General features: G+C 52.3%; 26 protein-coding genes. 18 read left to right on the top strand and 8 right to left on the bottom strand.

Features of this window, described 5'->3' with window-relative positions:
* Positions 1 to 96: 96 nt before the first annotated feature.
* Complete coding sequence (gene mtnN / locus EH198_RS04885) at positions 97 to 1,182, top strand: 5'-methylthioadenosine/S-adenosylhomocysteine nucleosidase (RefSeq protein ID WP_124694378.1); 1,086 nt, start codon at positions 97 to 99, stop codon at positions 1,180 to 1,182.
* 68 nt (positions 1,183 to 1,250) lie between these two features.
* Here the strand turns inward: mtnN and EH198_RS04880 are convergent, their stop codons facing one another.
* The 5 genes from EH198_RS04880 to tnpA form a co-directional block, all read right to left on the bottom strand.
* The gene (locus EH198_RS04880; RefSeq protein ID WP_124694377.1) at positions 1,251 to 1,922 is read right to left on the bottom strand and encodes a DNA alkylation repair protein; all 672 of its coding nucleotides are present in this window, start codon (positions 1,920 to 1,922) and stop codon (positions 1,251 to 1,253) included.
* On the bottom strand, positions 1,919 to 3,067 hold the full coding sequence (locus EH198_RS04875; protein ID WP_124694376.1) for an MFS transporter: 1,149 nt from the start codon (positions 3,065 to 3,067) through the stop codon (positions 1,919 to 1,921). Before EH198_RS04875 ends, EH198_RS04880 begins: the two co-directional genes overlap by 4 nt.
* Before the next feature lie 225 nt (positions 3,068 to 3,292).
* Complete coding sequence (locus EH198_RS25010; protein WP_379310268.1) at positions 3,293 to 3,505, bottom strand: zinc ribbon domain-containing protein; 213 nt, start codon at positions 3,503 to 3,505, stop codon at positions 3,293 to 3,295.
* 123 nt (positions 3,506 to 3,628) lie between these two features.
* Positions 3,629 to 4,327, bottom strand: coding sequence for a transposase (locus tag EH198_RS04870; protein ID WP_246014094.1), 699 nt, complete (start codon positions 4,325 to 4,327; stop codon positions 3,629 to 3,631).
* Positions 4,324 to 4,734, bottom strand: coding sequence for an IS200/IS605 family transposase (gene tnpA, locus EH198_RS04865; RefSeq protein ID WP_124694375.1), 411 nt, complete (start codon positions 4,732 to 4,734; stop codon positions 4,324 to 4,326). The genes EH198_RS04870 and tnpA overlap by 4 nt, the downstream gene beginning before the upstream one ends.
* A gap of 293 nt (positions 4,735 to 5,027) precedes the next feature.
* Between tnpA and EH198_RS04860 the strand changes: the two genes are divergently transcribed.
* The 10 genes from EH198_RS04860 to EH198_RS04815 all read left to right on the top strand — a co-directional run bounded on the left by EH198_RS04860 (position 5,028) and on the right by EH198_RS04815 (position 15,510).
* Positions 5,028 to 5,636 (top strand): DUF1349 domain-containing protein, encoded by a 609-nt coding sequence (locus EH198_RS04860; protein WP_124694374.1) that lies wholly within the window; start codon positions 5,028 to 5,030, stop codon positions 5,634 to 5,636.
* A gap of 78 nt (positions 5,637 to 5,714) precedes the next feature.
* The gene (locus tag EH198_RS04855) at positions 5,715 to 6,485 is read left to right on the top strand and encodes an exodeoxyribonuclease III (RefSeq protein ID WP_124694373.1); all 771 of its coding nucleotides are present in this window, start codon (positions 5,715 to 5,717) and stop codon (positions 6,483 to 6,485) included.
* Positions 6,486 to 6,534: 49 nt separating this feature from the next.
* Positions 6,535 to 7,767 carry an aminopeptidase gene (locus tag EH198_RS04850; protein WP_124694372.1) on the top strand — a complete coding sequence of 411 codons (1,233 nt, stop codon included), beginning with the start codon at positions 6,535 to 6,537 and terminating at the stop codon, positions 7,765 to 7,767.
* Positions 7,768 to 8,470: 703 nt separating this feature from the next.
* Positions 8,471 to 9,040, top strand: coding sequence for a TetR/AcrR family transcriptional regulator (locus tag EH198_RS04845; RefSeq protein ID WP_124694371.1), 570 nt, complete (start codon positions 8,471 to 8,473; stop codon positions 9,038 to 9,040).
* Positions 9,041 to 9,052: 12 nt separating this feature from the next.
* Positions 9,053 to 9,601 (top strand): HXXEE domain-containing protein, encoded by a 549-nt coding sequence (locus tag EH198_RS04840; RefSeq protein WP_124694370.1) that lies wholly within the window; start codon positions 9,053 to 9,055, stop codon positions 9,599 to 9,601.
* A 236-nt stretch (positions 9,602 to 9,837) separates the two neighbouring features.
* The gene (locus EH198_RS04835) at positions 9,838 to 11,538 is read left to right on the top strand and encodes a methyl-accepting chemotaxis protein (RefSeq protein WP_185702747.1); all 1,701 of its coding nucleotides are present in this window, start codon (positions 9,838 to 9,840) and stop codon (positions 11,536 to 11,538) included.
* A gap of 213 nt (positions 11,539 to 11,751) precedes the next feature.
* Positions 11,752 to 12,339 carry a TetR/AcrR family transcriptional regulator gene (locus EH198_RS04830; RefSeq protein ID WP_124694368.1) on the top strand — a complete coding sequence of 196 codons (588 nt, stop codon included), beginning with the start codon at positions 11,752 to 11,754 and terminating at the stop codon, positions 12,337 to 12,339.
* Positions 12,340 to 12,401: 62 nt separating this feature from the next.
* Positions 12,402 to 13,535: a glycosyltransferase family 2 protein gene (locus tag EH198_RS04825; protein ID WP_124694367.1), complete on the top strand. Its 1,134-nt coding sequence runs from the start codon at positions 12,402 to 12,404 to the stop codon at positions 13,533 to 13,535.
* A gap of 135 nt (positions 13,536 to 13,670) precedes the next feature.
* Positions 13,671 to 14,873: an ABC transporter substrate-binding protein gene (locus EH198_RS04820; RefSeq protein ID WP_124694366.1), complete on the top strand. Its 1,203-nt coding sequence runs from the start codon at positions 13,671 to 13,673 to the stop codon at positions 14,871 to 14,873.
* Between the two features lie 88 nt (positions 14,874 to 14,961).
* Positions 14,962 to 15,510: a GNAT family N-acetyltransferase gene (locus EH198_RS04815; RefSeq protein WP_124694365.1), complete on the top strand. Its 549-nt coding sequence runs from the start codon at positions 14,962 to 14,964 to the stop codon at positions 15,508 to 15,510.
* Between the two features lie 65 nt (positions 15,511 to 15,575).
* Here the strand turns inward: EH198_RS04815 and EH198_RS04810 are convergent, their stop codons facing one another.
* On the bottom strand, positions 15,576 to 15,995 hold the full coding sequence (locus EH198_RS04810) for a GNAT family N-acetyltransferase (protein ID WP_124694364.1): 420 nt from the start codon (positions 15,993 to 15,995) through the stop codon (positions 15,576 to 15,578).
* A 236-nt stretch (positions 15,996 to 16,231) separates the two neighbouring features.
* Here EH198_RS04810 and EH198_RS04805 point away from each other — a divergent pair, with 236 nt between their 5' ends.
* From EH198_RS04805 to EH198_RS04795, 3 genes are read left to right on the top strand one after another with little or no spacing between them, the layout of a single operon-like run.
* On the top strand, positions 16,232 to 17,224 hold the full coding sequence (locus EH198_RS04805) for an iron-hydroxamate ABC transporter substrate-binding protein (RefSeq protein WP_124694363.1): 993 nt from the start codon (positions 16,232 to 16,234) through the stop codon (positions 17,222 to 17,224).
* 11 nt (positions 17,225 to 17,235) lie between these two features.
* Complete coding sequence (locus tag EH198_RS04800; RefSeq protein ID WP_124694362.1) at positions 17,236 to 18,246, top strand: FecCD family ABC transporter permease; 1,011 nt, start codon at positions 17,236 to 17,238, stop codon at positions 18,244 to 18,246.
* Complete coding sequence (locus EH198_RS04795; protein ID WP_124694361.1) at positions 18,243 to 19,250, top strand: FecCD family ABC transporter permease; 1,008 nt, start codon at positions 18,243 to 18,245, stop codon at positions 19,248 to 19,250. Before EH198_RS04800 ends, EH198_RS04795 begins: the two co-directional genes overlap by 4 nt.
* A 130-nt stretch (positions 19,251 to 19,380) precedes the next feature.
* On the opposite strand, the gene EH198_RS04790 is transcribed toward EH198_RS04795, so the two are convergent.
* Both EH198_RS04790 and EH198_RS04785 read right to left on the bottom strand, forming a co-directional pair.
* Complete coding sequence (locus tag EH198_RS04790; RefSeq protein ID WP_124694360.1) at positions 19,381 to 21,066, bottom strand: methyl-accepting chemotaxis protein; 1,686 nt, start codon at positions 21,064 to 21,066, stop codon at positions 19,381 to 19,383.
* A gap of 146 nt (positions 21,067 to 21,212) precedes the next feature.
* The gene (locus EH198_RS04785) at positions 21,213 to 21,764 is read right to left on the bottom strand and encodes a helix-turn-helix domain-containing protein (protein ID WP_124694359.1); all 552 of its coding nucleotides are present in this window, start codon (positions 21,762 to 21,764) and stop codon (positions 21,213 to 21,215) included.
* Positions 21,765 to 22,002: 238 nt separating this feature from the next.
* On the opposite strand from EH198_RS04785, the gene EH198_RS04780 reads away from it, so the two are divergent.
* The 4 genes from EH198_RS04780 (at position 22,003) to EH198_RS04765 (ending at position 24,496) form a co-directional block, all read left to right on the top strand.
* Positions 22,003 to 22,398 (top strand): DoxX family protein, encoded by a 396-nt coding sequence (locus EH198_RS04780; RefSeq protein ID WP_124694358.1) that lies wholly within the window; start codon positions 22,003 to 22,005, stop codon positions 22,396 to 22,398.
* Positions 22,399 to 22,516: 118 nt separating this feature from the next.
* The gene (locus EH198_RS04775; protein ID WP_124694357.1) at positions 22,517 to 23,296 is read left to right on the top strand and encodes a dioxygenase family protein; all 780 of its coding nucleotides are present in this window, start codon (positions 22,517 to 22,519) and stop codon (positions 23,294 to 23,296) included.
* A 249-nt stretch (positions 23,297 to 23,545) separates the two neighbouring features.
* Positions 23,546 to 23,905, top strand: coding sequence for a YrdB family protein (locus EH198_RS04770; protein WP_221621481.1), 360 nt, complete (start codon positions 23,546 to 23,548; stop codon positions 23,903 to 23,905).
* A 147-nt stretch (positions 23,906 to 24,052) separates the two neighbouring features.
* Positions 24,053 to 24,496 carry a MarR family winged helix-turn-helix transcriptional regulator gene (locus EH198_RS04765; protein WP_124694355.1) on the top strand — a complete coding sequence of 148 codons (444 nt, stop codon included), beginning with the start codon at positions 24,053 to 24,055 and terminating at the stop codon, positions 24,494 to 24,496.
* Positions 24,497 to 24,531: the final 35 nt, after the last annotated feature.

Below are 24,531 nucleotides of genomic sequence, written 5' to 3'. Positions count from 1 at the left end.
ATGACATAAAACATACCAGGTAATTGACGCAAAACTGACGTGCGATTATCTTGTAGGAGGCAGTCAAGCACAAAAATAATGACGAGGTGATCGCAGGTGAAAAAATGGTTATTATGGAGTGTCGCGTTACTTTTGATTCTGATGCCTCTACAGGTTCAAGCGGCGGGGGGCAAAGAAGTCCGTCCAATCGCCGTGCAAGGCGCAATGGACATGGAAGTCGCCTATTTCCTGAAGCAAATGGGCCAATATAAGACGGAAACCTTCGGATCTTATAATTTTTACTCTGGCACCATCGAGGGCGTTCCGGTTGTCGTGTCCAAGACGAATATCGGCATGGTTAACGCCGCATCTTCGACGACGCTCTTAATCGAGAAATATCATCCAAAAGCGATCATTAACCAGGGAACCGCCGGCGGCCACGACCCCGCGCTCCATCAATTCGATATTGTGGTTGGCGCCAAAGCGATCAATTACAGCTGGATTGAATCCCCGCATCGAGATGCGGGAGCGGGAATCGACACCGGCAGCTGGAAGGTCATGCCCAAACCTATCGAGCCGGACCCTGAGCTGTACAAGACGGCAATGAGCCTGGCCAATCAGTATAAGTACGGCAAAGTCGTATCCGGCGTCATAGGCACCTCGGATGCGTGGAATAAAGAAATTGACCGTATTAACCAGCTGCATAATACTTTAGGCACAAGTGCGGAAGAAATGGAAACCGCATCGGTTGCCGAGGTAGCTAAAACGTTTAAAGTTCCATTCTTGGGTATCCGGGTATTGTCCAATTCCGAATTGTACGGAGAGGATTTCGCTCCGGTATCTAGCGATTATTGCTCTGAATTTGTCATTGAAGTCATCAAAAAAATCGAGAGCGGCGTCACTTTCTCGGACAAGCTACAGGTGTACGCGGATGGTAAAGAAGTGGTTGGTCTTCTTGGCGAGTATAAAGGCGGAAAAGTTATGATTCCGCTGCGAGGCGTTATGGAAAGCCTCGGCTCCAAAGTGACATGGGACAGCACCAAGAAGCAGATCACTGTCGTTTCCGGAGGTAACCCGGTCGCCGTCAAAGCTGGCGAAACCCTGGTCAATCAGGGTATGGCGTGGATCGATATGGATGTGCTGGAAGCCAAATTCCAGCTGGAAACCGACTTCCTCGGCTCCAGTGTTTACATTTATCAATAAAATACGGACGTTTAATATCGTTTTCACCGTTCGTTTAGTGTCAGAGCTCTCCCCAACCGGGGAGGGCTCTATTGAATTTTACCGGGCCGATTCAGCCATTTCATGCCTTCCCTCCGGCTCAGCGGTTTCAATTCCTCGTGCTCGATAAATGCCACGACTGACGCCGGGTTCGTCTTGGAATATTCCCTTAATGCCCAGCCGATCGCTTTTTGGATGAAAAATTCACCGGACGACGCATGCTCGCGGATATAGCTGTACAGCAGCGCTTCGTCCGTCGCTTCCTTATAGTGAAGCTGGAACAGGATGGCTGTTCGGTTCAGCCACATATTGCCAGAGCGCAGCCATTTCTCGCCGTAGTCTGCCTGCAATTGCGGATATTTGTGCAGCAGAAACCCGGCGGCATTGGAGGCTAGCAGATCGACGGTATCCCACCACGAACGCGAGACGATGCAGGTTTCGATCATGGGGAGGTCGGCGGGTACGAGCTTCTTTCGCAGCGACAGCGCGATATCCAGCCCGCAGTATTGAAATTCGCGTTCGGGCATTTCCCACAGCAGGGGAATCCATTTCTTGTCCGGCGGATTCGCCGCAAGAAAGGCCTTCAATATTTGTTTTCTCAGGGGTGTCCGCACGCCCAAAAAAGGGAATTGATCCCGCATATACGAGCTCATGGCAGCAGCCGCGTCCGGGTCCCGCTCATTCTCCAGTTCCCGGACAAGCTGTTTAATCGGTTCAATCATGAGTTTCGCTCCTTTCGAGACAGGCGGTATAAAATAATGCCGAATACGAAGCCGGCAAACGACAGGCCCGAGATGCAAACATACAGCGACTTCCCGCCAAAGGCGTTATACAGCGCGCCCCCCGCATAAGAAGCGACAATTCCCGATATTCCGAAGAACAGCAGAGCCAGCACGGTTTGTCCCGTAGCCCGCCATTCCGCGGGTACAATGCTATACAAGTATTGAATCGCAGCGGAGTAGAATACCGGAAAGGTCAAGATCTGCAAAAATTGCAGAAAGACAAGCTGCTGCGGATCGGTGATCCAGACAGACAGAAAGAAGCGCAGGAAATAGAAAAAGCCTGAAATCGAAATGATCATCATCTCTTTGCCTTTGCGCAGCCACCGGGAACTTAGGGCGAACACAACGATTTCGCTGCCCGCAGCGAGGAACCAGGCCTGTCCGAGAAGCTCGGGCTTGCCTCCCAGTTCGGAGATATAGACGCCAAGGAATGTATCATTCATCCGCGCGGGAATCGAGCTGATCAGAACGAGAACGAGGAACAGAACCGTTTCCTTGTTTCCCAAAAAAGCTTTCAGACTACCAAGAGTGACCGGCTTGCCCGATACCGGGGCGTCCGGCATAACCCAGGTGTTCGCCAGGCTAAGCAGCACGATTCCCGCGAAGAGCGGCGCGAGACTGTGGCCGCCGAAATACGACATGACGTATCCGGCCAGCAGCGACATCACCGCATAGCCGAGTGCGCCGTAGGTGCGTATGGACCCATAGCTTACTCCATGAGCCTCGGCAACCCGGAAATTAAGGCTCTCTGTCAGCGGATCAATGGGCATTAGGAAGAAGTAGAGCAGCATGGCAAACGAAATAAGCGGAATATAGCTGACTGAAGCGTAGAGTGAATACCCGAGAACGGCTGAAAAAAGCAGAAGCAGCAGGAGGACCTTGCGAATCGTCCTGGTCCTGTCGCTGATCATCCCCCAGAGCGGCTGGGAAATAATCGTCACAAAGCCGCCGGTGCCTACGATAAATCCGATTTGCCCGGGATTCAGGCCCTGTTCGGCCAGGTAGACCGGAAGAAACGGAATGAAAATGGCCAGCAGGGCAAAATACAAAAAGTTAAAAGCTCTTAATAGTCGCGGTGCGTTCATGAATGTCTTTTACCTCGCAAGTCTAGTATGTATGGATATTCGATGAACCTCCCCTGCTTACACTTTGCTTAGAAGCAGGAGTTTCTTACCAGCCCCTACCGTTACTTTCGATAAGCACATAGGTTGGCTATCTGCTTTCGCTGAAATGCGGAAATCTAACGGCAAGGTTCAGTAAGCAACACTTGTACAAGTGGGTGGGAACTCACCTTCTACTACTTCTCGCACTCACGCGATCCGTAGATACTTGATTTCTTTCGTTTCGCCCAAATAACGGATATCTCCATGCAGATACTTGGATAATATCCCTTTGCTCCCATGCACATCCCGGTGTTCAGTATAGCCACAGGAACAGTTGTAATTTAGGGTGGACGTCTTTTTTCTTCGACCGCAACAAGGACATTGTTGGCTGGTGTAGCTGCCGTCCACTTGGCCGACAATCGTCTCTTTGACCTCGTTTTCCGTGCACCATTCTACGAATTGCCTTGTGGTTTTGTGGATGGCATCATTCAGTTGGCGCTCGCTTTTGCTGAGTATGTATTTTTTAGTCCGGTTGTATTTTTTTCATTGCCGGCTGCCTTTTTGGCATTTGCTCATGAGCTTTTGGATCTCGGCCAGCTTCTTGTTTCTCAGCCTGTGAATGCTTCTTACTTTTCTTCCGGTGATGATGATCGACTTGTTTTCGGTGGTCGTTGCCGTGATGGAATGGATTTCCCCCAGGTCAACGCCTGCGGTCTGGCTGCCTGGATTCTCTGCTGCCGCTTGTCCGTCATCATAACTCATGGAAATCATCAGTTTCCGGTCATACACCAGCTCGATTTCCTTGATGTCCGCTTCCGGCATACGCGGGACGGTGATTTTAATCGGCTGCTGGCGTTTGCCGCTTTGGATACCCAGACTTAAGTAGATCGTGTTGCCCTCGATTTTGAATGCTTGGTCCACCCATTTGCTGTTGAAGTGCTTCTTCTTTTTGTAAGGGTATTTGGTGCGCAGGCCCTGCTTTCTGGCTTGTTTTGCGCTGTCTCTGGCAAAAAGATATTTATGGCAAACTGCCTGCACTGATTGGGAATGCAGAGGAAACTGATTTTTCAATGCCGCTTGAAGTTCCGTTTTCCCGATCCACTTTCCATCCTGCCGTAGGGCATAGTTCTTGGCGATGACCAGACACTGGTTCCAAACTTCCGCTGAAATCCGGTTACACGCAAACAGTCGTTCCAGATCCCCTTTGGAGGTGTGAAACGGTGTTTTGACACATCGGATCATTTGGTTTTCGCCTTCTTTTCCTGATTTTCAATATAGGTTTTCAATACGTCCAAGGGGGCGCCACCCACAGTAGTTAGGCAGAAGCTTTGCGACCAAAAGTACTCTTTCCACAGCTTCGTTTTGACTTCGGGAAAGTCTTTTTTGATGAGGCGGGAGCTGGCACTTTTATAGGCATTGATAAATTTGGATAGTTCGGTGTTGGGGTGCGCCTTAAAAAGCACATGGATGTGATCGTTATCGTGATTCCACTCGCTCAGCGTAATATGATAGTTTTCTCCGATGCGTTCAAAAATCCCCTTCGCATACTCGGAGATCTCATCAGAAAGCACTTTTTTGCGGTATTTAATGCAGAGGATGAGATGATAGTTCAGGGAGAATACCGAGTGATTATTCGAGTCTAATTTCATTGATACACCAGCCTTATATCTAACTAAGACTGATTATATCAAATGAGCTAATATACATCAATAATTTTCCAGAGTTGTTAGCCTGGCCGATATTCATCCCCTCCCTGTAGAGGAAGGGGACTTCTCTCGGAATGCTGTTAAAAAGTCCGGTCCATCAAGTCATTCTATCATGAGCAGGCTTAAATAGTAAGAAACGGATAGGCATAAGAGGTCTCCTTCCGAACCGTAGACATTGAAAGATACGGCGGCAAACTGCTATTCTTATAAGAAGAATAGGCAAAGGATGATGCGAAATGGCCTTGAACAAGATTGACTGGTCAAGCGGAACCTGGACCAACGAACCGGAATCCAGCCGTACCGAAGAAGATCGGCTTATAGCTCAAGCCGTGGAACAAAGCGATTACTGGCAGCAAACGATGTACGGTTTTCAACATGACAGTGGTCATGCCCTCCTGGCTTCGTGGGATGAACCGTTTGCCGTTGAAATTGCCTTTAAGCTGGACGGTTTTTCCGGATTATACGATCAGGCGGGATTGATGCTGTGGCATAGTCCGACTCAGTGGATTAAATCAGGGATTGAAATTAATGACGGCGTTCCGCATCTTGGCGCCGTGGTAACAGATACTTACTCGGACTGGTCTCTTTCGCCTGTGCCCGAATGGATTGGGAAAGAGATTACCATCCGCGCATCCAGGCTTCACGATGCCGTCATTATCCGAGCCAGAATTGAAGGGGGACCGTGGCGGACCGTTCGTGTTGCCCGTTTTCCGTACGCCTCCCGGAAGCAGGCAGGTCCTTTTCTGTGCGCGCCGACCCGAGCGGGGTTTCAGGTTGCCTTTACTCGCTGGTCGTTAACGAGTCCCGACACGGATATACATATCGACCCTCCGGCCGGAGGATAGGAATACCCGGGTTGTATCAAGAATTTCGGCAGTCATCTTATCATAATCAAGGCTCAAAAGCGAGGAGAATAAGGAAGAATGAAGCTGGTATCATGGAACGTCAACGGGCTGAGAGCCTGCGTGAACAAAGGATTTAACGAGTATTTCGCGGATTGCGACGCGGATATCTTCTGCGTGCAGGAAACGAAGCTCCAGGAAGGGCAAATCACGCTCGACCACGGTGATAAATACCGGCAGTATTGGAATTACGCTGTCAAGAAGGGGTATTCCGGAACCGCGGTGTTTACCAAAAAAGAGCCATTGTCCGTCACCCTCGGGCTGGAAGGTGAAGAGGATACGGAAGGAAGAGTCATTACGCTGGAATATGCGGACTTCTATCTCGTCAATGCCTACAGCCCCAATGCCCGGCGCGACCTGTCGCGTCTGGAGTACCGGCTGGGATGGGAGGAGCGTTTCCGCGCACATTTGCAGCGTCTGGACAAGCATAAGCCGGTCGTGATATGCGGCGATTTAAACGTGGCTCATCAGGAGATCGATTTGAAAAATCCGAAATCCAACAACGGCAATTCCGGCTTCACGCCCGAAGAACGGCAAAAGATGACCGAGCTGCTGGAAGCGGGGTTTATCGATACGTTCCGCCACCTTCATCCCGATGTGAAGGACGCGTATTCCTGGTGGTCCTATATGCCGAAGGTCCGGGAACGGAATGTGGGCTGGCGGATCGACTATTTTCTCGTGTCCGCAAGGCTGGCTCCGGCTGTTGAGGATGCGCGGATCGAGTGCGCGGTCATGGGCAGCGATCATTGTCCGGTCGTACTGGAGTTGAACGCGGCCACGGCTCCATTGTGATACACTAATAAGATGCCGGTTCAAATGAACAAACGGAGGATGAGCAGACATGGCTTTTTTTGAACAACTGCTGGAAAAGTATGCGGACTTGGTCGTCAAAGTGGGGGTGAATATCCAGCCCGGGCAGGTGCTGATGGTTCACGCGCCGCTGGAGACCGCCGAGCTGACCCGGCTGATTGTAACCAAAGCCTATGAGGCGGGCGCCAAATACGTCATGATGGATTGGGACGATGAGGCGATAACCCGTATCCGCTACGAGAAAGCGCCGGAGGATTCCTTCGGCTATTACCCGCAGTGGCATGCGGATATGCTGGAGAAATTCGCCGAGGAAGGCGGAGCCATCCTGCATATCAAAGTGCCCGATCCAGAGCTGCTGCGCGGCATCGATTCCGCGAAAGTATCGGCTGCGGTAAAAGCGGCGGCGGTCGCCCGCCAGAAGTACCAGGCGTACACCCGCAACAGCCGGATTAGCTGGTCGTTGGTCAAAGCGCCCACCCGGGCCTGGGCGGATAAGGTATTCGCCGACCTGCCGGAAGAAGAGCGGATTGACGCCATGTGGGAGGCCATCTTTCAGATGAACCGCGTGGAGGCGGACGGCGATCCAGTCGCAGCCTGGCGGGAGCATATTGTTCGTCTGAAAGAAAGACAGGACAAGCTGAACGCCAAGCGTTACCGCAGTCTGCACTACCGCGCCCCGGGCACCGATCTGCGCGTGGAACTGCCGGAAGGGCATCTGTGGCGGGCCGCGGGAGGCGAGAATGAGCGGGGCGTCTATTTTGTCGCCAATATGCCGACGGAGGAAGTATACTCCATGCCTCACCGTACAGGCGTGAACGGAACGGTAAGCAGCACGCTGCCGCTTAATCTGAACGGTCGGCTTGTGGACGGCATAAAGCTGACCTTTAAGGATGGCAAGGTGACGGAATTTGACGCTTCAACAGGCCGCGAGCATCTGGCTTCGCTGCTGGAGACGGACGAAGGCGCGTCCTACTTGGGCGAGGTGGCGCTAGTGCCGCATGATTCGCCGATTTCCCGGCTGAACCGGATCTTCTACAATACCGGCATTGACGAGAATGCTTCCTGCCACTTCGCTCTCGGCAGCGCCTATCCGGTCAATATCGAGGGCGGGACGAAGCTAAGCCGGGATGAACTGCTGGCCAGAGGCGTTAACGTCAGCCTGACGCATGTGGATTTCATGATCGGGTCCCCTGAGCTGGATATTGACGGCGAACTGCCGGACGGAACGATTGAACCGGTGTTCCGGCAAGGAAACTGGGCGTAAATGATGCTGATCTGCTGATGGATGGCATCCGGGGATACGACTCCGAGGTTGACAGCAAAGCGATCGAATGATGCTGAGCTTCAAATAAGGCGGAATTCCTCCCTCTTATTTTCGTGAAACTGGGGATTCCGGTAGACTGAGCGGGAAAATCTCCCTTCTAATCCGGCCTTTTGGCCGAACTTGAATAGGAATGGATTAATAAACCGGAGATTTTCCCGCATAATGGCTGTTTCGTCTCTTTTTTTGCGAAATATAAGGGAGGTTTTCCCTTCCATCACCCACATCACATTCATCCCATTTATCGCGGACACCTGCACAAATTACTGATCTCGAAATCACCCGTTCCAATAGAAACCGCCCACGCCTGCAGATATCCCAGACAACCCATGCATCCCAAACAACCATATATCAGCACAAGTCTTACATCCTCATATCCCCATATCCCTCACGTCCTCATACCCCCCATATTTCACATCCCTCACACCTCTCGCATCCTCATATTCCACCATCCTCCACTATTAAGAAAACTCAGCTTCCCTCCACATTATCGAATACAGATTGCACCGGATACCCGCGCTTTAATTGCGGAAAAGAGGAAGCGGCGCCTTTAATGGATGCTTCCCGTTTTCACCTTACGGGAATCGTGCTACAATGCATATAACTAACTAGTTAGTAATATTAATTCGAAAGAGGTGATTGGCTAATGGCCGGAGGGAAAGGGGAAGTGACCCGCGCCAAGCTTATCGCGTCGGCGGAGGCTTTATTTGCCGGGAAAGGCTATCACGCGGCGACAGTCAGCCAAATCGTGGCGGGCGCGGGATTGACGCAGGCGTCTTTTTATCTGCATTTTGCAAGCAAGGAGGAAATGCTCAAAGAACTGCTGAACCGGTTCGAGACGCGAATGTTAGAGCTCGGGAATGCGGGAGAAGAAGCCGGAAGACAGCCGGAAGGAGAGGTGGAAAGCTTCGCCGCCGGTTCTCTTGTGCGAATGTTCAAGCTTCTGGGAGAGAACATCAATTTGTCCAAAATCGCGCTGCAGGGAGCATCCGGCGACCGGATTCGTCGCGAACTGGCGCAGCAAGTGTACACCAACCTGAAATTAAACCAGTCCCGGGGAGTTGTCAGCCCAGACATCGATCCGGAGGTGGCGGCCGAGTCGCTCGTTGCCTCAGTGGAAAGCCTGACCTACCGGTATTTATTGAATGGAGAAAGAAGCGAAGAGGAGCTTGGCCGGCAGGCCGCGAGAGTATTTTTACGGGGGATTTTAAAATAAGGAGGTATAACCATGCTGGAGTGGCTGGATGCGGCGGTTAATTGGGTCAGCCTGCTGTGGCTGTTTCCCGTGTTATTCATGTTTCATGATTTCGAGGAAATTTTGACGGTCGAGAAATGGGCCGAAAACAATAGGGACAAGGTGCTCGCCGCAATGCCGCCTTTTGCCCGCAAGGCTCTTCTACCCTCTTTGCACTGCGGCACCCGCCAATTTGCCCAGGATGTGCTGTACGTATACTCCGTTATCGTGGCCTCGACCCTGCTGGCCGTGTTATTCTCGGTTTATCTGCCGTTTCTGGCGGCGCTTTCCTTGTTCTTTCTTCATTCGTTCACGCATGCCTTTCAGGCCTTGTACTTAAAAAGGTATACCCCCGGCGTCTGGACGGCCATATTGATCGCGCTTCCCTATTCGGCGTATGCTTTTTACCGGTTTCTTGACGGGGGCGCCGCGGATTGGAGCGATATCGGCAGCAGTCTGATTGTACTGCTTGTTATTGGGCCTCCGCTGCTCCTGCTGCTGCTGAAAGGGAGACAGAAGGCGACCAATCATTTGGAGGAATAAGAGTGGAAGCGGAATAACAGAAGCGGTCCTCCGGGTTAACAATGAAGCGTGGCAGTTGCCGCCGGACTTGTGCGGAATTCTAGTGTTTTTCGTAGGAATGTTTTGGTAGAATCGGGATAAAGGAGGTGCTGATGCATTTCACCAATCAGACGGAACGGTCTGAAACATTTGAAGTGAATACATACTTTTGGATTTGGAAAGGGCGTCGACGGAAAGTGAACAGTTTGTTGTCGCGTATGGTTTTATTTTTCTCTGTGCTGCTTCTGGTCAGCGGATCGATCCTGGGGGGAACCGTTTACTTCTCCTCCGTCCGGCTCGTGGAACATTCCATGGGACAGCAGGCGCTGTCCGTTGCCGAAAGGGCGGTGAAGCTTATCGATCCGGATAAATATGCAGGCATTCCTGCAAAGGCTGGCGGCGAGAATGCCTATTACGCCGAACTGCGTGAGAAGCTTAATGCATTCAGAGAGAACAACGGATTCAAATATTTGTATACCCTGGGCCGGACGGAGAACGGCGATAAGACCTCTTATGTCTATATGGTGGACGCAGCACCGGCGGATGCTGCGGAGGATGATTTTTCACCGCTTGGCTCGGTGGAGGACAACGACTATCCCGAAATGGTGAAGGCTTTTGCGGGAACGGCCGAATATGGAGATTTGTCCCGGGATGAGTATGGGGCGACGGTATCCGCTTATGTCCCTTTTTATGACCGGGAGGGACGGTTGCTCGGCATAATGGGAGCTGATCTGGATGCGACGAATGTCTATGAATCGATGGCCGCTTCCCGGAGAATGATGCTGATTGCCGGAGCCGCAATTCTGCTTGCAAGCCTGGCGCTCGTCTATGCGCTGGCTAGATTTTTAACCACTCCGCTGAAGAGGCTAGCGCGCGAGATGCTTCGGGTCGGAGACGGCGATCTGACCGTGGCCGTGCCCGTTACCCGCAGAGACGAAATCGGAAGACTGGCTTCCGCCTTTGACTCCCTAGTTAGCGGCACCCGAACGGTGATTGAAGGGATCAAGGAAGGATCGGAGCGGCTGCTTTCGTCCTCTTCCGAGGTGAGCGAGCACTCGAAGCGCACGGCAGCGGCCAGCACCGAAATCTCCAGCCGGATGCAGGAAGCCGCGTCCGGAGCCCGGACGCAGGCGATGCAGACTGTGGAGATGTGCCGGGCGATGGAGGAATTGGCTTCCGGCGTGCAGCGCATTGCCGAATCAGCCGCTGAGGCGGCGGAATTGTCGGCAAGCACAACGAGCGCGGCTCAAGAAGGCAGACTCTCAGTCGCAGGAAGCGTGGAGCAGATGAACCGAATCACCGGCATGACTGAGGAAATGGCCGCCGCCGCCCGTAGCTTGGCGGTTCGTTCGGAAGAGATTGGCGGAATCTCCGTCTTCATGTCAGACATTGCCGGGCAGACGCAACTGCTGGCTCTAAATGCCGCGATCGAAGCGGCCCGGGCGGGCGAGCACGGACGGGGCTTTGCCGTAGTCGCGGAGCAGGTACGGAAGCTTGCCGACCAGTCTCAGATTTCGCTTGAGTCCGCCTCACGGATTGCGGAGGAAATCCGGATGGGAACGGCAGAGCTGGCGGCAATCATGGAGCAGGGAGCGGCTGAAGCAAGGAGAGGCAGGACTTTGGTCAGCGAAGCGGGCAGCGCCTTTGGAGAGATAGTGGCCGGGATCGCTAGCGTTTCGGACCGGCTTCAGGAGATTTCTTCCTCCTCGCAGGAAATGAGTGCAACCTCTGAGGAGCTTGCGGCATCGGTTGGCGAGCTGGAGGCGATTTCGCGAGCGGCATCGGAACATTTCCGCAGCGTGGCGGCTTCCTCGGAGAATCAGCTCGGATCGATGAAGGAGGTTAGCCTGGAGTCGGAAAGGATCAGCGTCATGGCGGCTGAACTCCGGATGCTAATCGGAAGGTTTATTACCTTATAATTGAGCCCGGGCATTTGGCTCTGACAGCGCCGAATCAAGGCGCGCACTGCTCAAAGTGCGCGTCTTGCGGGCGTCAGGGCATACTGCCGGTCCGCTACGCGGAAGCAGGGATTCGCTCCGTCTCCACGGTTAGTTCCCGCTTGCCAAAAATCTGGATTTCTTTTATGATCGCTTTAGTACAATCGTTCTATATCTAAGGGGCGGTGAGGAAGAGTGGCCAAGAGAAGCTATGACAGCGAGCGTGTCCGTCAGGATGTGCTGAGGGAAGCCGAAGGGCTGTTCTCCCGGAAAGGGTACACCGCCACTTCGATCGCCGATATTTCCAAGGTAACAGGGCACAGCAAGGGGCATATTTATTATCACTTCAAGAGCAAGGAGGAGCTGTTCGTTGCTTTGGCGCAGCAGACCATGCGGAAATGGGGGGAGCGCTGGCAGGAGCGCGCTTTGACTTGTTCCTCTCCTTCGGAGAAGCTGTACGCGATTGCCGATTTCGTCATGAACAACTATCAGCAGGATCTGCTGAAAGCGGGACAGGAGCTGGCCTCGCTTCCCGGTGTACAGCCGTCGACTGCACAGGCGCTGTATGGACTTTCGGTAACGCCGATTGCGGCTTACCGGGCAATCATCGAAGAAGGAATGGCAAGCGGCGCTTTCAGACAAGGGGACGCGGAACGGCTTAGCCTGCTGTTCAGCGCTTGGCTCGGCGGGCTTAACGCGTACGTTCACACGCTGGACCGGGATACGCTGCGGGGCTTTTACCGGGAGACGGCGGCTTTGTTTTTGCGGTCGATCTCAGGGTAGAACCCTGTTTTTTCGGAGTGATTAGAACGATTGTCCAAATTTAAGGGGAAGGGGGAATCCGTATGGAATGGGTATACTGGCTTCTTTCGGGACTGAATGTGCTGATGTGGGGAGGCGTGGCGTTATTGTATACGGCCAAGGTCGGGCAGATCGGCCAGCTGTACAAAACGGAAGAGCTGCCGCTTCAGGAGCCGCCGCTGATCTCTGTGGTTATTGCCGCCAGAAACGAGCAAAAAGCGCTTGAAAGCTGCATTCGCTCACTGGCCGCGCAGACTTATCCAAGACTCGAAATTATCGCGGTCGACGACCGTTCCGCAGATGGCACGCGGTCGATTATCGAAGAGATGGCCACTAAGCACCCCAATGTGTCAGGGGTATATATCCAAGAACTGCCGGAGCATTGGATGGGAAAAAGCCATGCCTTGTTCGAGGGAGTGAAGCGGGCGAAAGGGGATTGGCTGCTTTTTGCGGATGGTGATATTTTGTTTCAACCGGCGTGTCTGTCCAAGGCGGAGACTTACTGCCGAAAAGCCCGGCTCGATCATTTAACGCTGATTCCTGATTTTCACGGCAGCCATTTGTTCTCCAAATGGTACGGCGCCTTTATTTTCCTGAGCGCATCGTCATTTGGCATGCTCTGGAGAGTGAAGAATCCGAAAGCGCCGCAATCGCTTGGCGTTGGAGCTTTTAATCTGGTCAAGCGCAGCGCGTACGAACAAATCGGTACACACGCGGCTTTCTCCTATAATACAACGGACGACGCGACGCTCGGCAAACGGATTAAACAGGCGGGCTGCCGCCAGGATGCCGCTTACGGAACCCGGATGATCGCCGTCTGGAACTGGTATGAGAGTCTGGGACAATTAATCGGGAGTGTAGAAAAATTGGTGTTCAGCTTTCGGAACGCCCTGCCCACTTCTTTATCCTGTTTGTTGACGATGCTGTATCCCTGGGCCGGTCTCTTTATCGGTCCTCCGGTCCCAAGAGCGCTCTGTGCGGTGAGCCTGCTGTCGGTGTTCTGGCTGTACTTCGTATACGCGCGCCATGCCGGCGGACGCCGGTGGTACGGCATCGCCCATCCGCTAATCGGGCTTTGCCTTATTTTTGGCGGGCTCCGAGGCGCTTACCGGGCCTCTCGGCGGGGCGGCATGACCTGGCGTGGCACCACCTACGATCTGAAAAACTTGAAGTCCTGAGCATTATAGAATTGGCGCCGAATTGATTAAGTATGACATGGATCACTCCCTTTTTTGAAAAATTTTAAGAGAATCTAATGAAACCATGAAAAGTCATCGCAGAGGAGGCATAACAAGTCTAAAGGAGGCCAAAAAGTGGGCGCGATCAGAACGTATTTGAAGCTTGGCGAATTGTTGGACCGGTATCCGGACAAAGAAGGTGTACTCAAGGAGTTTTTTGATGCGGGCACATCTGCGGAACTGCTTCGCCGTTATGGGGCGGACACTTACCTGAACCGGATGCTGAAGAGTGAAGGGAAACCGGCGGATACCCTGCTGTCACTGTTAAATGAAGGCGAGGAAGACCGTCTGCTGCCGGCGGTGGGAGAGTTGGATTTTCTCGGAATGACCATCTGTTTGATGCGCCAGCGGTTTCAGGCCTGTTTTGACGAATGGATGACGGATTATAGGGAGGAAACGGGCCAAAGCTTCAATTGTTACCTGCCCCGGAACTGCGGCAGCGGCAATCCGTACCGGAATGTGTGGCAGGCGGAGAATGTTAGGGACTTCCCGGGAATCGTTAGCGGCTGCGGGTTCAGCGATTTTTTTCGTGCCGAATTTAGGGACAATCTGCTGAACAAGAACGTCTTCCAAGCCGTGGATATGCCGATCAACGCTTCGCTTTCCCCGGAGCTGATTGATCCATATGGCGCTTATACCCTGTATGGAATCTACCCTTATGTGATGATGATCGACGAGACCCGGATAGGCTCGCTGCCGCGCCCGAGGGAGTGGGCGGACCTGATGAATCCCGTATACGAGGATAATGTTATTGTAATCGGTTCTCCCGAAAAAGTATCAGAGCTGCTGCTCATGTACACGCACAAAGAGCATGGCGACGAAGGCATCAGCCGGCTCGGCGTTACGATCAAGGACGGTTGGCACGGCTCCCGAATGGCGAAAACGGCGGGAAGCGGCTCATTAGAAGGGGCGGCGATATATGTGCTTCCGTGGGCGTTTGCCCGGTTCAGTCCAAGACCGGATAAAGTATCCGTCGTGTGGCCGGAGGATGGAGCGATTGCCAATCCGCTGTTTATGCTGGTCCGCAAAGACCGTTACCGTGAGCTTGAGCCGATCGCGCGCTACATGACCGGTCCGCAGCTGGGACGCGAGGTTGCTGCCTGTTCCTTCCCGGCGCTCAATGCCGAGGTGGACAACGCTCTGCCCGCGCAGGCGAAGATGAAGTGGCTGGGTTGGGATTATCTCCGGTCCATCGATCTGCAGCAGTTGAAGGGCCATACCCAATCGCTCTTTCAGCAAAATTGGAAGAGAAAATCCCAAGTGGGGATTTATAAATAAGGAATATTCTGTTAACTTAGAAAGGGTGTCTCCGCAGTCATGAGATGGCGGCTGGGGCATCCTTTTGCCGTATGAAAGGAGCAAACTAATGAAAATTGAAGAACAAAAGTTCAAGGTTAACGGGCTAAGCTATACGGTTAGATCTGCCTTGGTGCAAGATGCGAAAAGTTTATCCGAGATCAGAGTACAGATTGATGGAGAGACTGAAAATCTGGACCGGGAACGGGGCGAGGGGTTCATTGATGCTCCGGGTTTTGAACAGATTATCAAAGCGGATACCGAGAGCAGGGTGAACCTGTTTTTGGTCGCGGAAGCAGACGGCAGGCTCGTCGGATTTTCCAGATGCGAAGGGAATACACTGAAACGATTCTCCCATAAAGTCGAATTTGGGATATGCGTATTAAAAGATTATTGGGGCTTTGGCATAGGAAAAAATCTGTTGATGCAATCCGTATCCTGGGCCGACTCCAACGGGATTTCAAAAATAATGTTGAACGGCGTTCTGGAAACCAATGTTAAAGCGATTCAGCTTTATAAGAAGTTCGGCTTTGAGGTCGAAGGCGTGTTAAAGAATGACAAAGTTCTTTCCGATGGCAAATACTATAATACAGTTGTTATGGGAAGGTTCAATGGCTGAAATGAGAAGCAAAGGCTGCCACATTCGGGAACGTACCCGGCTTGTGCAGCCTCATCGCTTCAACCTCACGGTTCCAACCGCATATAAATGCTTCTTTCCCTGAAGCCGAGCGATTTCCAAAAAGAATAGGCTCGCTCATTCCAGTGCATGACCTCGATATCCAGCCTGTCCGTTCCCAGATACCACGCTAATGTTGTGAATGCTGCCCGCCCATAGCCGTTCCTTCTGCAATGCCTGCAAATAAAAAATTGCCTCAGATACAGCGGATTCCTGCTGTGATCGACCAGCGCGTAGCCTTTGACCTCTCCGTCTTCCGTGAACAGATAAGCCCTGTATTCTCCCTCCAAAAATCTCTTCATCCGTTCCTTCAGTTGTTCCTTATTCATCGTATTATCGTGCTTCTCATCCTCGATGAGCTGCCGGTTCAGTTCCGCCAGCTGGTCCAAATCAGCGCCGGAAGCGGCTGCCACTGTCAAGTTGATCATGGATTTCTCTCCCCGAAAGCTCGTTTCGTATATGTCCAAACACTAGTGTTTCCGGATTCAGGTTAGCACAAGGGCAGAGCCGGTTACAAGGATGCTAAGAACACAACCATCATTCTCAAAAAATATCAATCGCTTATTGACAGACAGAAACAAAGAATTTAATGTATATATCAATGATAGTGATAATCATTATCACTAATACATAACTACTATTCAACTATAGGGGGAAAAGAGATATGAAAAAGTTATGGTTTCCGGTTCTGATCCTGCTGGCGCTTGTCGTCAGCGCATGCGGCAATGGCGGCGGCAGCAATTCCGGCGGCGCAGCCGCCAGCAGCAGTCCGGCTGCCGGCAATACATCGGCTACGGCAGCGCCCGAAAGCACGTCAACAGCAGAAGCCAGCCCGGCAAGTGCGTCCGGCACCATCACTTACCAGTCCGAGAGCGGACCCGTTGAAGTGCCGGCGAATCCGCAGCGCGTCATCGTACTGTCGTCATTTGCGGGCAATGTGCTGGCGCTCGGCGTCAATCTGGTCGGTGTCGATTCGTGGAGCAAGATGAACCCCAACTTCGAGGATAAACTGAAAAATGTTGAAGCGGTTTCCGATGAGGACCTGGAGAAGATTATCGAGCTGAAACCCGATCTGATCATCGGGCTTGACAATGTCAAGAATGTGGACAAGCTGAAGCAAATTGCTCCAACCGTAGTCTTCACTTATGCCAAGGTCGATTATTTGACGCAGCATCTGGAAATCGGCAGGCTGCTGAATAAGGAGAAAGAAGCTCAGGCTTGGGTCGACGGCTTCAAGGCGCGCATGGAGAAGGCCGGGGAAGAAATCAGAGCCAAGATCGGCGGCAAGACCATATCGGTCATTGAAAACGACGCCAAACAGTTTTACGTATTCGGCGATCATTGGGGCCGCGGCACCGAAATACTGTATCAGGGCATGAAGCTGAAAATGCCGCAAAAAGTGAAGGATGCGGTAGCAAAAGACGGATGGTACGCACTTTCACTGGAAGTGATGCCGGAGTATATGGGCGACTATGTGATCTTTAGCCGCAGCTCCGCAATGGATAACGCCTTCCAGCAAACGGAGACTTACAAAAATATTCCCGCAGTCAAAAATAAACAGGTCTACGAAGTCGATGCCAAGGCTTTCTATTTCAACGATCCGCTTACGCTGGATTATCAGCTGAATTTCATCAACAAGAGTATCTTGGGCAAGTAAGCGGAGCGGTGATGAGAGCTGATTCTGCACATTCAAGAGCACTATGGGGGAAGCTGCTGGCCGTCTTAGTTCTTCTTATTCTCTCTTTTTCGGTCTCGCTGGTTGTGGGGGCGAAGAGCACGACGCTTCATGACGCCTGGCTTGCTCTGACCTCGAACGCTACCAGCGATGACATTACATTGATTCGGGAAATCCGCCTGCCGCGCATAACGGCAGGCATTCTGGTAGGCGCGGCTCTCGCTGTTGCTGGAGCTATCATGCAGGGACTGACGCGGAATCCGCTGGCCGACCCCGGACTGCTCGGCATCACTTCAGGCGGCAATGCCGCATTGGCATGCGCACTGGCGTTTATTCCTTCGCTGAACTACTTCGGCATTATGCTGGCCTGCTTCGCAGGCGCGGCAGCCGGAGCGCTCATGGTGTTCGGACTTGGGGCCGCATCGAAGAGCGGATTGTCTTCCATACAGCTGGTGCTTGCCGGAGCAGCCATTTCGGCGCTGTTGACCGCTGTAGCCGAAGGCGTAGCCCTGTATTTTAAGATTTCAAAAGATGTATCCATGTGGACCGCGGCCGGACTCATCGGCACCAGTTGGGTACAGGTCCGGAGTATTGCGCCCTTTGTCATTGGCGGAATACTCATTTCAATCAGTCTTGCCCGTCCGCTGACCCTATTAAGCCTGAACGAAACGGCGGCGACCGGCCTCGGTTTGAAGACGGGACAAATCAAGGCGGCGCTCTATGCGATGGTTATTATTTTGGCAGGGTCTTCCGTCGCGCTTGTGGGGAATATGGTGTTTCTCGGGCTTATGGTTCCACATATCGTCAGGACGTTTGCCGGAACCGATTACCGGAGTATTCTGCCTCTCTCGGCGCTTGGAGGAGCTGCGTTCATGCTGCTGGCCGACACAATGGGACGGATGGTCAACGCGCCTTTTGAGACGCCCGTGGCCGCCATCATAGCCATGCTGGGATTTCCTTTCTTTCTTATTATTGTTCGCAAAGGGGCGAAATTTCTGTCATGATCCAGTCTGAACTTGTTGCCCGGCAGAGAAGAATCCTCATTGCGCTCGTTCTGCTGCTAATCGCCACCATCTTTGCAGGCATGGGGATCGGAACTGCTTCAGTCTCTTACGGCCGTATTTTCCCAACGCTTCTGGGGCACGGTTCGTTCAAGGACGAATTTGTGCTCTTCTCCATACGGCTTCCCCGTATGCTGGTTACCCTGCTGTCCGGGATGGCCCTGGCGCTGTCCGGTTCCATCCTTCAGGCCGTTACCCGGAACGATTTGGCCGATCCCGGCATAATCGGCATCAATTCAGGCGCAGGAGTGGCGGTTGCTGTCTTCTTCTTGCATTTTCCGATCGATGCCGGTTCGTTCGCGTATTTGCTGCCTTTGGTCGGATTTGCAGGCGGTTTCTTGGCAGCCGCCTTGATTTATATCCTGTCCTACAGCAGAAGCGAAGGGCTTCAGCCGATCAAGCTGGTGCTGACGGGCATCGGCTGTTCGATGGCCTTGTCGGGACTTATGATCTTCATTATTTCATCATCCGACCGCCAGAAGTACGAATTCATTGCCAAATGGCTGGCGGGTAATATTTGGGGCACAGATTGGCCGTTCATATCCGCACTGGCTCCGTGGCTGGTCATCCTGATTCCTTACGTCTTGTACAAATCGGGCGTGCTGAATTTGCTGGCGCTCAGCGATCATGTGGCTGTCGGCATCGGAGTGCGGCTTCAGCGTGAACGGCTGGGGCTGCTTCTTGCCGCTGTCGCGCTGGCTTCGGCTGCCGTTTCCGTAACGGGCGCTATCGCCTTTATCGGTCTGATGACGCCGCATATCGCCAAATCGATGGTCGGCCCCCGGCATCAGATGTATATCCCTGTATCGCTGCTGCTCGGAGGATGGCTGCTGATGGTCGCCGATGTCATAGGCCATAATATTGTCGGTCCCGAAGGGGTTCCGGCAGGAATCATGGTAGCTTTGATCGGAGCGCCGTACTTTGCCTATTTACTATTGAAAAAATAACTTCCCTACGGAAGTCAGGGACGGTTCCCATTGAAAAAATGGAATTACAACAAGGCTTTGCCGGCAGAACATCTCTGCACGGTGCAGCCTTGTTGGCTTATTACTACTTAACTGAAGAGGAAACGGGGGATCAGACTTTAAATCGTGAGATCAGCGACTGTAGGTTTCCTGCCATGTCATTAAGAGATTCGGCTGCGAAACGCATTTCTTCACCGGATGCCAATTGCTCCTGGGTGGCCGCGGCAATCTCTTGTGTACCGGCCGAAATGTCGCTTGTTCCCTTTCCAACAGTTTCCATGGATTGCGAGACGACAGTGAACTCTCTGCAGACAAGCTGCGCCGAGTCGGAGATTTCCGACGTTTTGCCGGAAACCTCGCTGATTGATTGCAGGATCTCCCGGAACTGATTCACGCTATGGGTCATGATCTCGTTTCCTTCCGCGGTTCTGGCTTTGACATCCGTCATGCTGGTGAGCGCCATATTTGCGTTCTCCCGAATATTCCCGATCAATTCGCGGATCTCTTTGGCCGATTTGGCAGAATGTCGGGCCAATTTTTTCACTTCTTCGGCTACGACGTGAAATCCGCGGCCCGCTTCGCCCGCTCTTGCCGCTTCGATTGATGCGTTGAGCGCTAGCAAATGGGTCTGCTCGGAAATTTCGTTGATCAGCGAGGTGATCTCGGCGATTTTCACCGTCTGTTCGGAGAGCAGGGTTAATCTCGAATCCGCTTCGTCAACGGCTTGCTTGATATCATTCATTTTTTCACCCGTCTGCGCAATCGTCCGCTCTCCGAGATCCGCTTGGTCATGCATACTGAGCGAAGCGGAAGCCATATCCGAGGAGTGATGGGAAATGGACTCAATCCTGTCCAATGATTCGCGCGTCTGCTTTGCATTAAGGGTAGCAAGTCTGTTTTGTTCGGAAGCTCTGTCGGCAATGGTTTGCATGGATTCGGCGATTAGCTGTGATGTGGACCGGGACTGCTCGACGCTTGCGAAGAATTGCTGCGATACGGAAGCGAGATGATCGGTAGTCTCGCCGACCTTTCGGACGATATCCCTTAACGATGCGACAAATGCATTAAAACTTCCCGCCAGCATGCCAAATTCATCTTTTTGGGCAATCTGAATCGCTTTTGTAAGGTCGGCTTCACCCGCTGTGATTTCAATCATCTGTTCATTGAGCAGTCTTAAAGGTTTCAAAATGATTCGCAGAAGCAGAACGGAGGCGGCCGATCCGAGTATTACGCTTAGAATGGAGACCGTCAGCAAGATCGTTTGAGAGCGGGTGGAATTTTCTTTAATATGTATCTCAACCGGAGCAGCCTCCTCTGCAAGAAGCTTGACCACATTTTCGACTGCAGGATTTACCTTTTGTTTGCGCAGACTTCGCTCTTGCTTGAAATGTACGGTTTTGGCCTTCTGCACGGAGCCGCTGCTGCGCAGGCGTACCATTTCACCGTTCAATTGGAACAGATTCGACAGGGAGCGCTCGATCTCTTGCATCGCTGAACCGTACTTGTCCTTAAGGGGCGGAGCCATCGATTGAAGAAGTTTGTTAAGATTGCCCATCTTCGTTTGCATTTCTTCGGTGAATTCCGCCTCACCGGTAAGCAAATATCCTCGCTCGTCATTTGCCAACCCGGCAAGCAGAAATTGAACCTGTTTCATGTCCCGCTGCAGTTCATTCAGTTTGCGCAGCTCCTGCGCCTGGTCTGCAATTTCACGAATAGATGTTACAGCTAAAATACTGCTGCCGGTGAGAGCTGCAATCAGCAGCGCTACCAACACTATTAATTTAATTCTGACATTCATTTACATTCCTCCCGGACTTAATGCTCTTATTTATATCGGGAGGTGTTACCAGCTTTGTTACACTAATGTTGGAAAGCATCAGAATACTCCATTCCGAAGACCTTTTTACTACGTAACCGCTCAGTTCCTTGGTCTTGGAATGTACGCTAAGTCAGCTTCCAGTCTTCCTGTTCTTCGGTATATACGGCGATCAGCACCACGGCGGTATCTTCGCCTATATTTTGGACCTTGTGTGGGGTACAGGCGTTCCAACTGAAGGCGTCGCCTTCTTCCAGCACGGCTACATCCTCGCCTTGTTCCACGCGGATCTTGCCCCGGATGACCAGATGTGTCTCCTCGCCTTCGTGGGCATGGGGGTGTTCGCCGGTTGAAGACCCGGGAGGGAGCTCGACGAGTACCATCCGCATATTTTTCGTCCTCCCCAGATGAGACACTTTCAAATGTTCGGGGCCGCTGGCCGTCTGCATGCGCTCAGGAGCCCGCACAATCTGAATTCTTTCCTCTTTGCGCAGCAGTAGGTAGGCGATCGGCACCTTAAGCGCACCGGCAATGCTTTCCAGCGTTGCGATGGAAGGAGAGGTCTTGTTGGTTTCAACCTGGCTCATGAAGCCTTGGGAAAGCCCGGTCTGTTCGCAAATTTGGGCGATCGTAATATTTTTGCGCTTGCGTATGGCACGGATTGTGGAACCGATATCCACAGGCGGTCACCTCGTTTGAAGGAATTAATGTAGTCATTCAAATATTTTATCACCTTCGGCGTCGGCAAGGCCATTCCCATCGAATAAACTCGCATCGAATAAACACGAGAAAATCAGTTAATAGATTACAAATAGTCAGTAACTATATTTAATATTGACAAACTGCAATATTTTGTTTATGTTTATTTACATAAAATAATAATTCATATTACTTATATTTTGAAAGGAGAAATGAATAATGAAAAACACGGTGACGATTTTGATGAGAGTAGTGCTTGGGGTATTATTTCTTGCTCACGGCATCAGCAAGCTGCAAATGGGGCTCGGCAACGTTGCGGGATGGTTCGAAAGCATCGGTGTTCCCGGATTCTTGGCCTATGTGGTGGCGGCGGTTGAACTCATCGGCGGCGTAATGTTGATATTGGGCCTGTTCACGCGATATGTGTCGGTCGTGCTGATTGCGGTGCTTGTCGGAGCGGTATTTACCGCCAAACTGTCGGCCGGTCTTCTCGGTAACGGGCAGTCCGCCGGATATGAACTGGACCTGGCCTTTATTCTGATTGCCCTGTATTTGGCCGTGGCAGGCCGAACCGGTCTGTCGCTGGACAGCGCGCTGTTCGATAAAGAGAACTGAAGCTGATGGATGCGCCGTATGAATTGTTATGTCCCCGATTTCGTAAGAACGGCATCCCCGCTGCGCGGCTTTTTGCTGGAAGATAGTCTAATCTCAGAGAAGAAGGAGTGAAAACGCCATGTTGCCGTCATACTTTTTTGCGCACGGTGCGCCGTCGCTTGTTATTGAAGACCACGAGTATACCGCTTTTTTGAAAAATGTTGCCGCCTCGCTGCCGCGCAAGCCGAAGGCAATTGTGATCTTTTCCGCCCATTGGGAGCATAACGTCCAGCAGGTCAGCGCGGTCCAAACCCATGGGACTATCTATGATTTCTCCGGATTTCCGGATGAATTGTACCGGATGACATATCCGGCTTCCGGAGACGCCGCGCTTAGCGAACAAGTCTTGTCGCTGCTGAATGGCGCAGGAATCCCGGTCGTACCCGACACAAACCGGGGGCTCGACCACGGCTCCTGGGCGGTGCTGAAGCTCATCTACCCGGACGCGGACATTCCCGTCGTGGCGCTGTCGGTGAACCGGTACTTGAGCAATGCGGAGCAGTACGAGATTGGAAAAGCGCTGGGCGAGCTGCGGGGGCAGGATGTTCTCATCATCGGCAGCGGCGGAATCGTCCACAATCTGCGGCAGATCAAGTGGGGGACCGGGCCCGAAACCGTAGATCCATGGGCGCTAGAATTCGATACCTGGATTGAGCAGCGTCTGCAAGAATGGAATTTGGATGAGTTGTTCCGCTACCTGGAGCTGGCTCCTTACGCAGATCGTGCTGTTCCCACGAGAGAGCATTTCATTCCGCTGCTGCTGGCGATGGGGAGCGGGGATGCGGGAAGAGATGCGGAGCTCCTTCACCGCAGCTATCAGTGGGGAAGCCTGAGCTTGACAGCCTGGCGGTTCAACTGAATAAAGACGAAGACGGAGGCCGTCTCCGCATACACCCCTGGCAGAACAGGCAGCGTTCCACTGCTGGGGGATTACTCCGTCCGGTTCCGGACATCCCCCGTTCGATTCTTCACTTATACAAGGAGCCTCAACAAACAATACTTGAGAAAAATGAAAAATCACCATTGAAAAACTAATCTCGTTAGTTTATTATGAAACTAATATGATTAGTTTATGTTTTTTTCACGGAAAGCCAAATTTAATTACAGGATGGGAGAGGAATGGAACATGATCGGAATATTGCAAATGCTCAACCTTTCGCTTCGTTTTTTGCTGGAGATCGTTGTCCTGATCGTTTACGGGTTTTGGGGTTACCGGTTGGGAGGCAGCACATGGAGCAGAACATTGTTCTGCCTGGGTTTGCCGCTTTTCGCGGCCGTAGTTTGGGCAATGCTGGGCGCTCCCAGAGCCTCTTACGCTCTGCCCGCCCCACTGCATCTGCTGCTGGAGATTCTGATGTTCGGAACGCCGATCGTTCTGCTGATCCTGATGAACCGTCCCGGGCAGGCAGCGGTGTATGGGATCGCGGCTCTGGTCAATAAGCTGCTGCTGGTTGTCTGGAACCAGTAATCAGTAATCAATAATCGAAACCTGACAGCTGCGGGCTTTCCTTCGAAATATGGGTTCTGGGAGTCCGCGTTATGGTTTCCAGTGAGTTGACAGAGGAAAGAGCATATGCTACTTTTAATTAGAATTCTAACTAATAGAGGTGGAAAAATGGCAGCAGGAGACGAACGCAATTTTGATTATTTGATCCGCTCCATCGGCATCCGGTTAAAGAGAAGAGCGGACCTGCGGCTGGCGGACTACGGATTGAATTCGCAGCAGGGCAGAATGATTTCTTATATCGCCTCCCATGAAGAGAAGGGCATTATCCAAAAGGATTTGGAGCGTGTATTTCAGCGCAGAGGCGCCAGCATCACCAGCATGCTTCAGGGTCTTGAGAAAAAGGGTTATATCGAAAGGCGTATAAGCGCCGCGGACGAGCGGCAGAAGCAGCTGTTCGTGCTGCAGAAGGGGAAAGAATTAATAGCGGAATTCGAAGCGCTCTTCGCGGAATCAGAGCAGTTGATCAAGGACGGATTGAGCGAACGGGAGCAGGAGGAGCTGTTCCGGCTGCTTGGTAAAGTGGATACCTATATAGAGAGAAAGCAGACCTGAGCAAAGCCGGAATTTTTTTTCGCAATATACTTAGA

The organism is Paenibacillus rhizophilus (assembly GCF_003854965.1).
GTDB lineage: Bacteria > Bacillota > Bacilli > Paenibacillales > Paenibacillaceae > Paenibacillus_AQ > Paenibacillus_AQ rhizophilus.
This window is presented reverse-complemented; position numbering and strand designations above follow the sequence as displayed.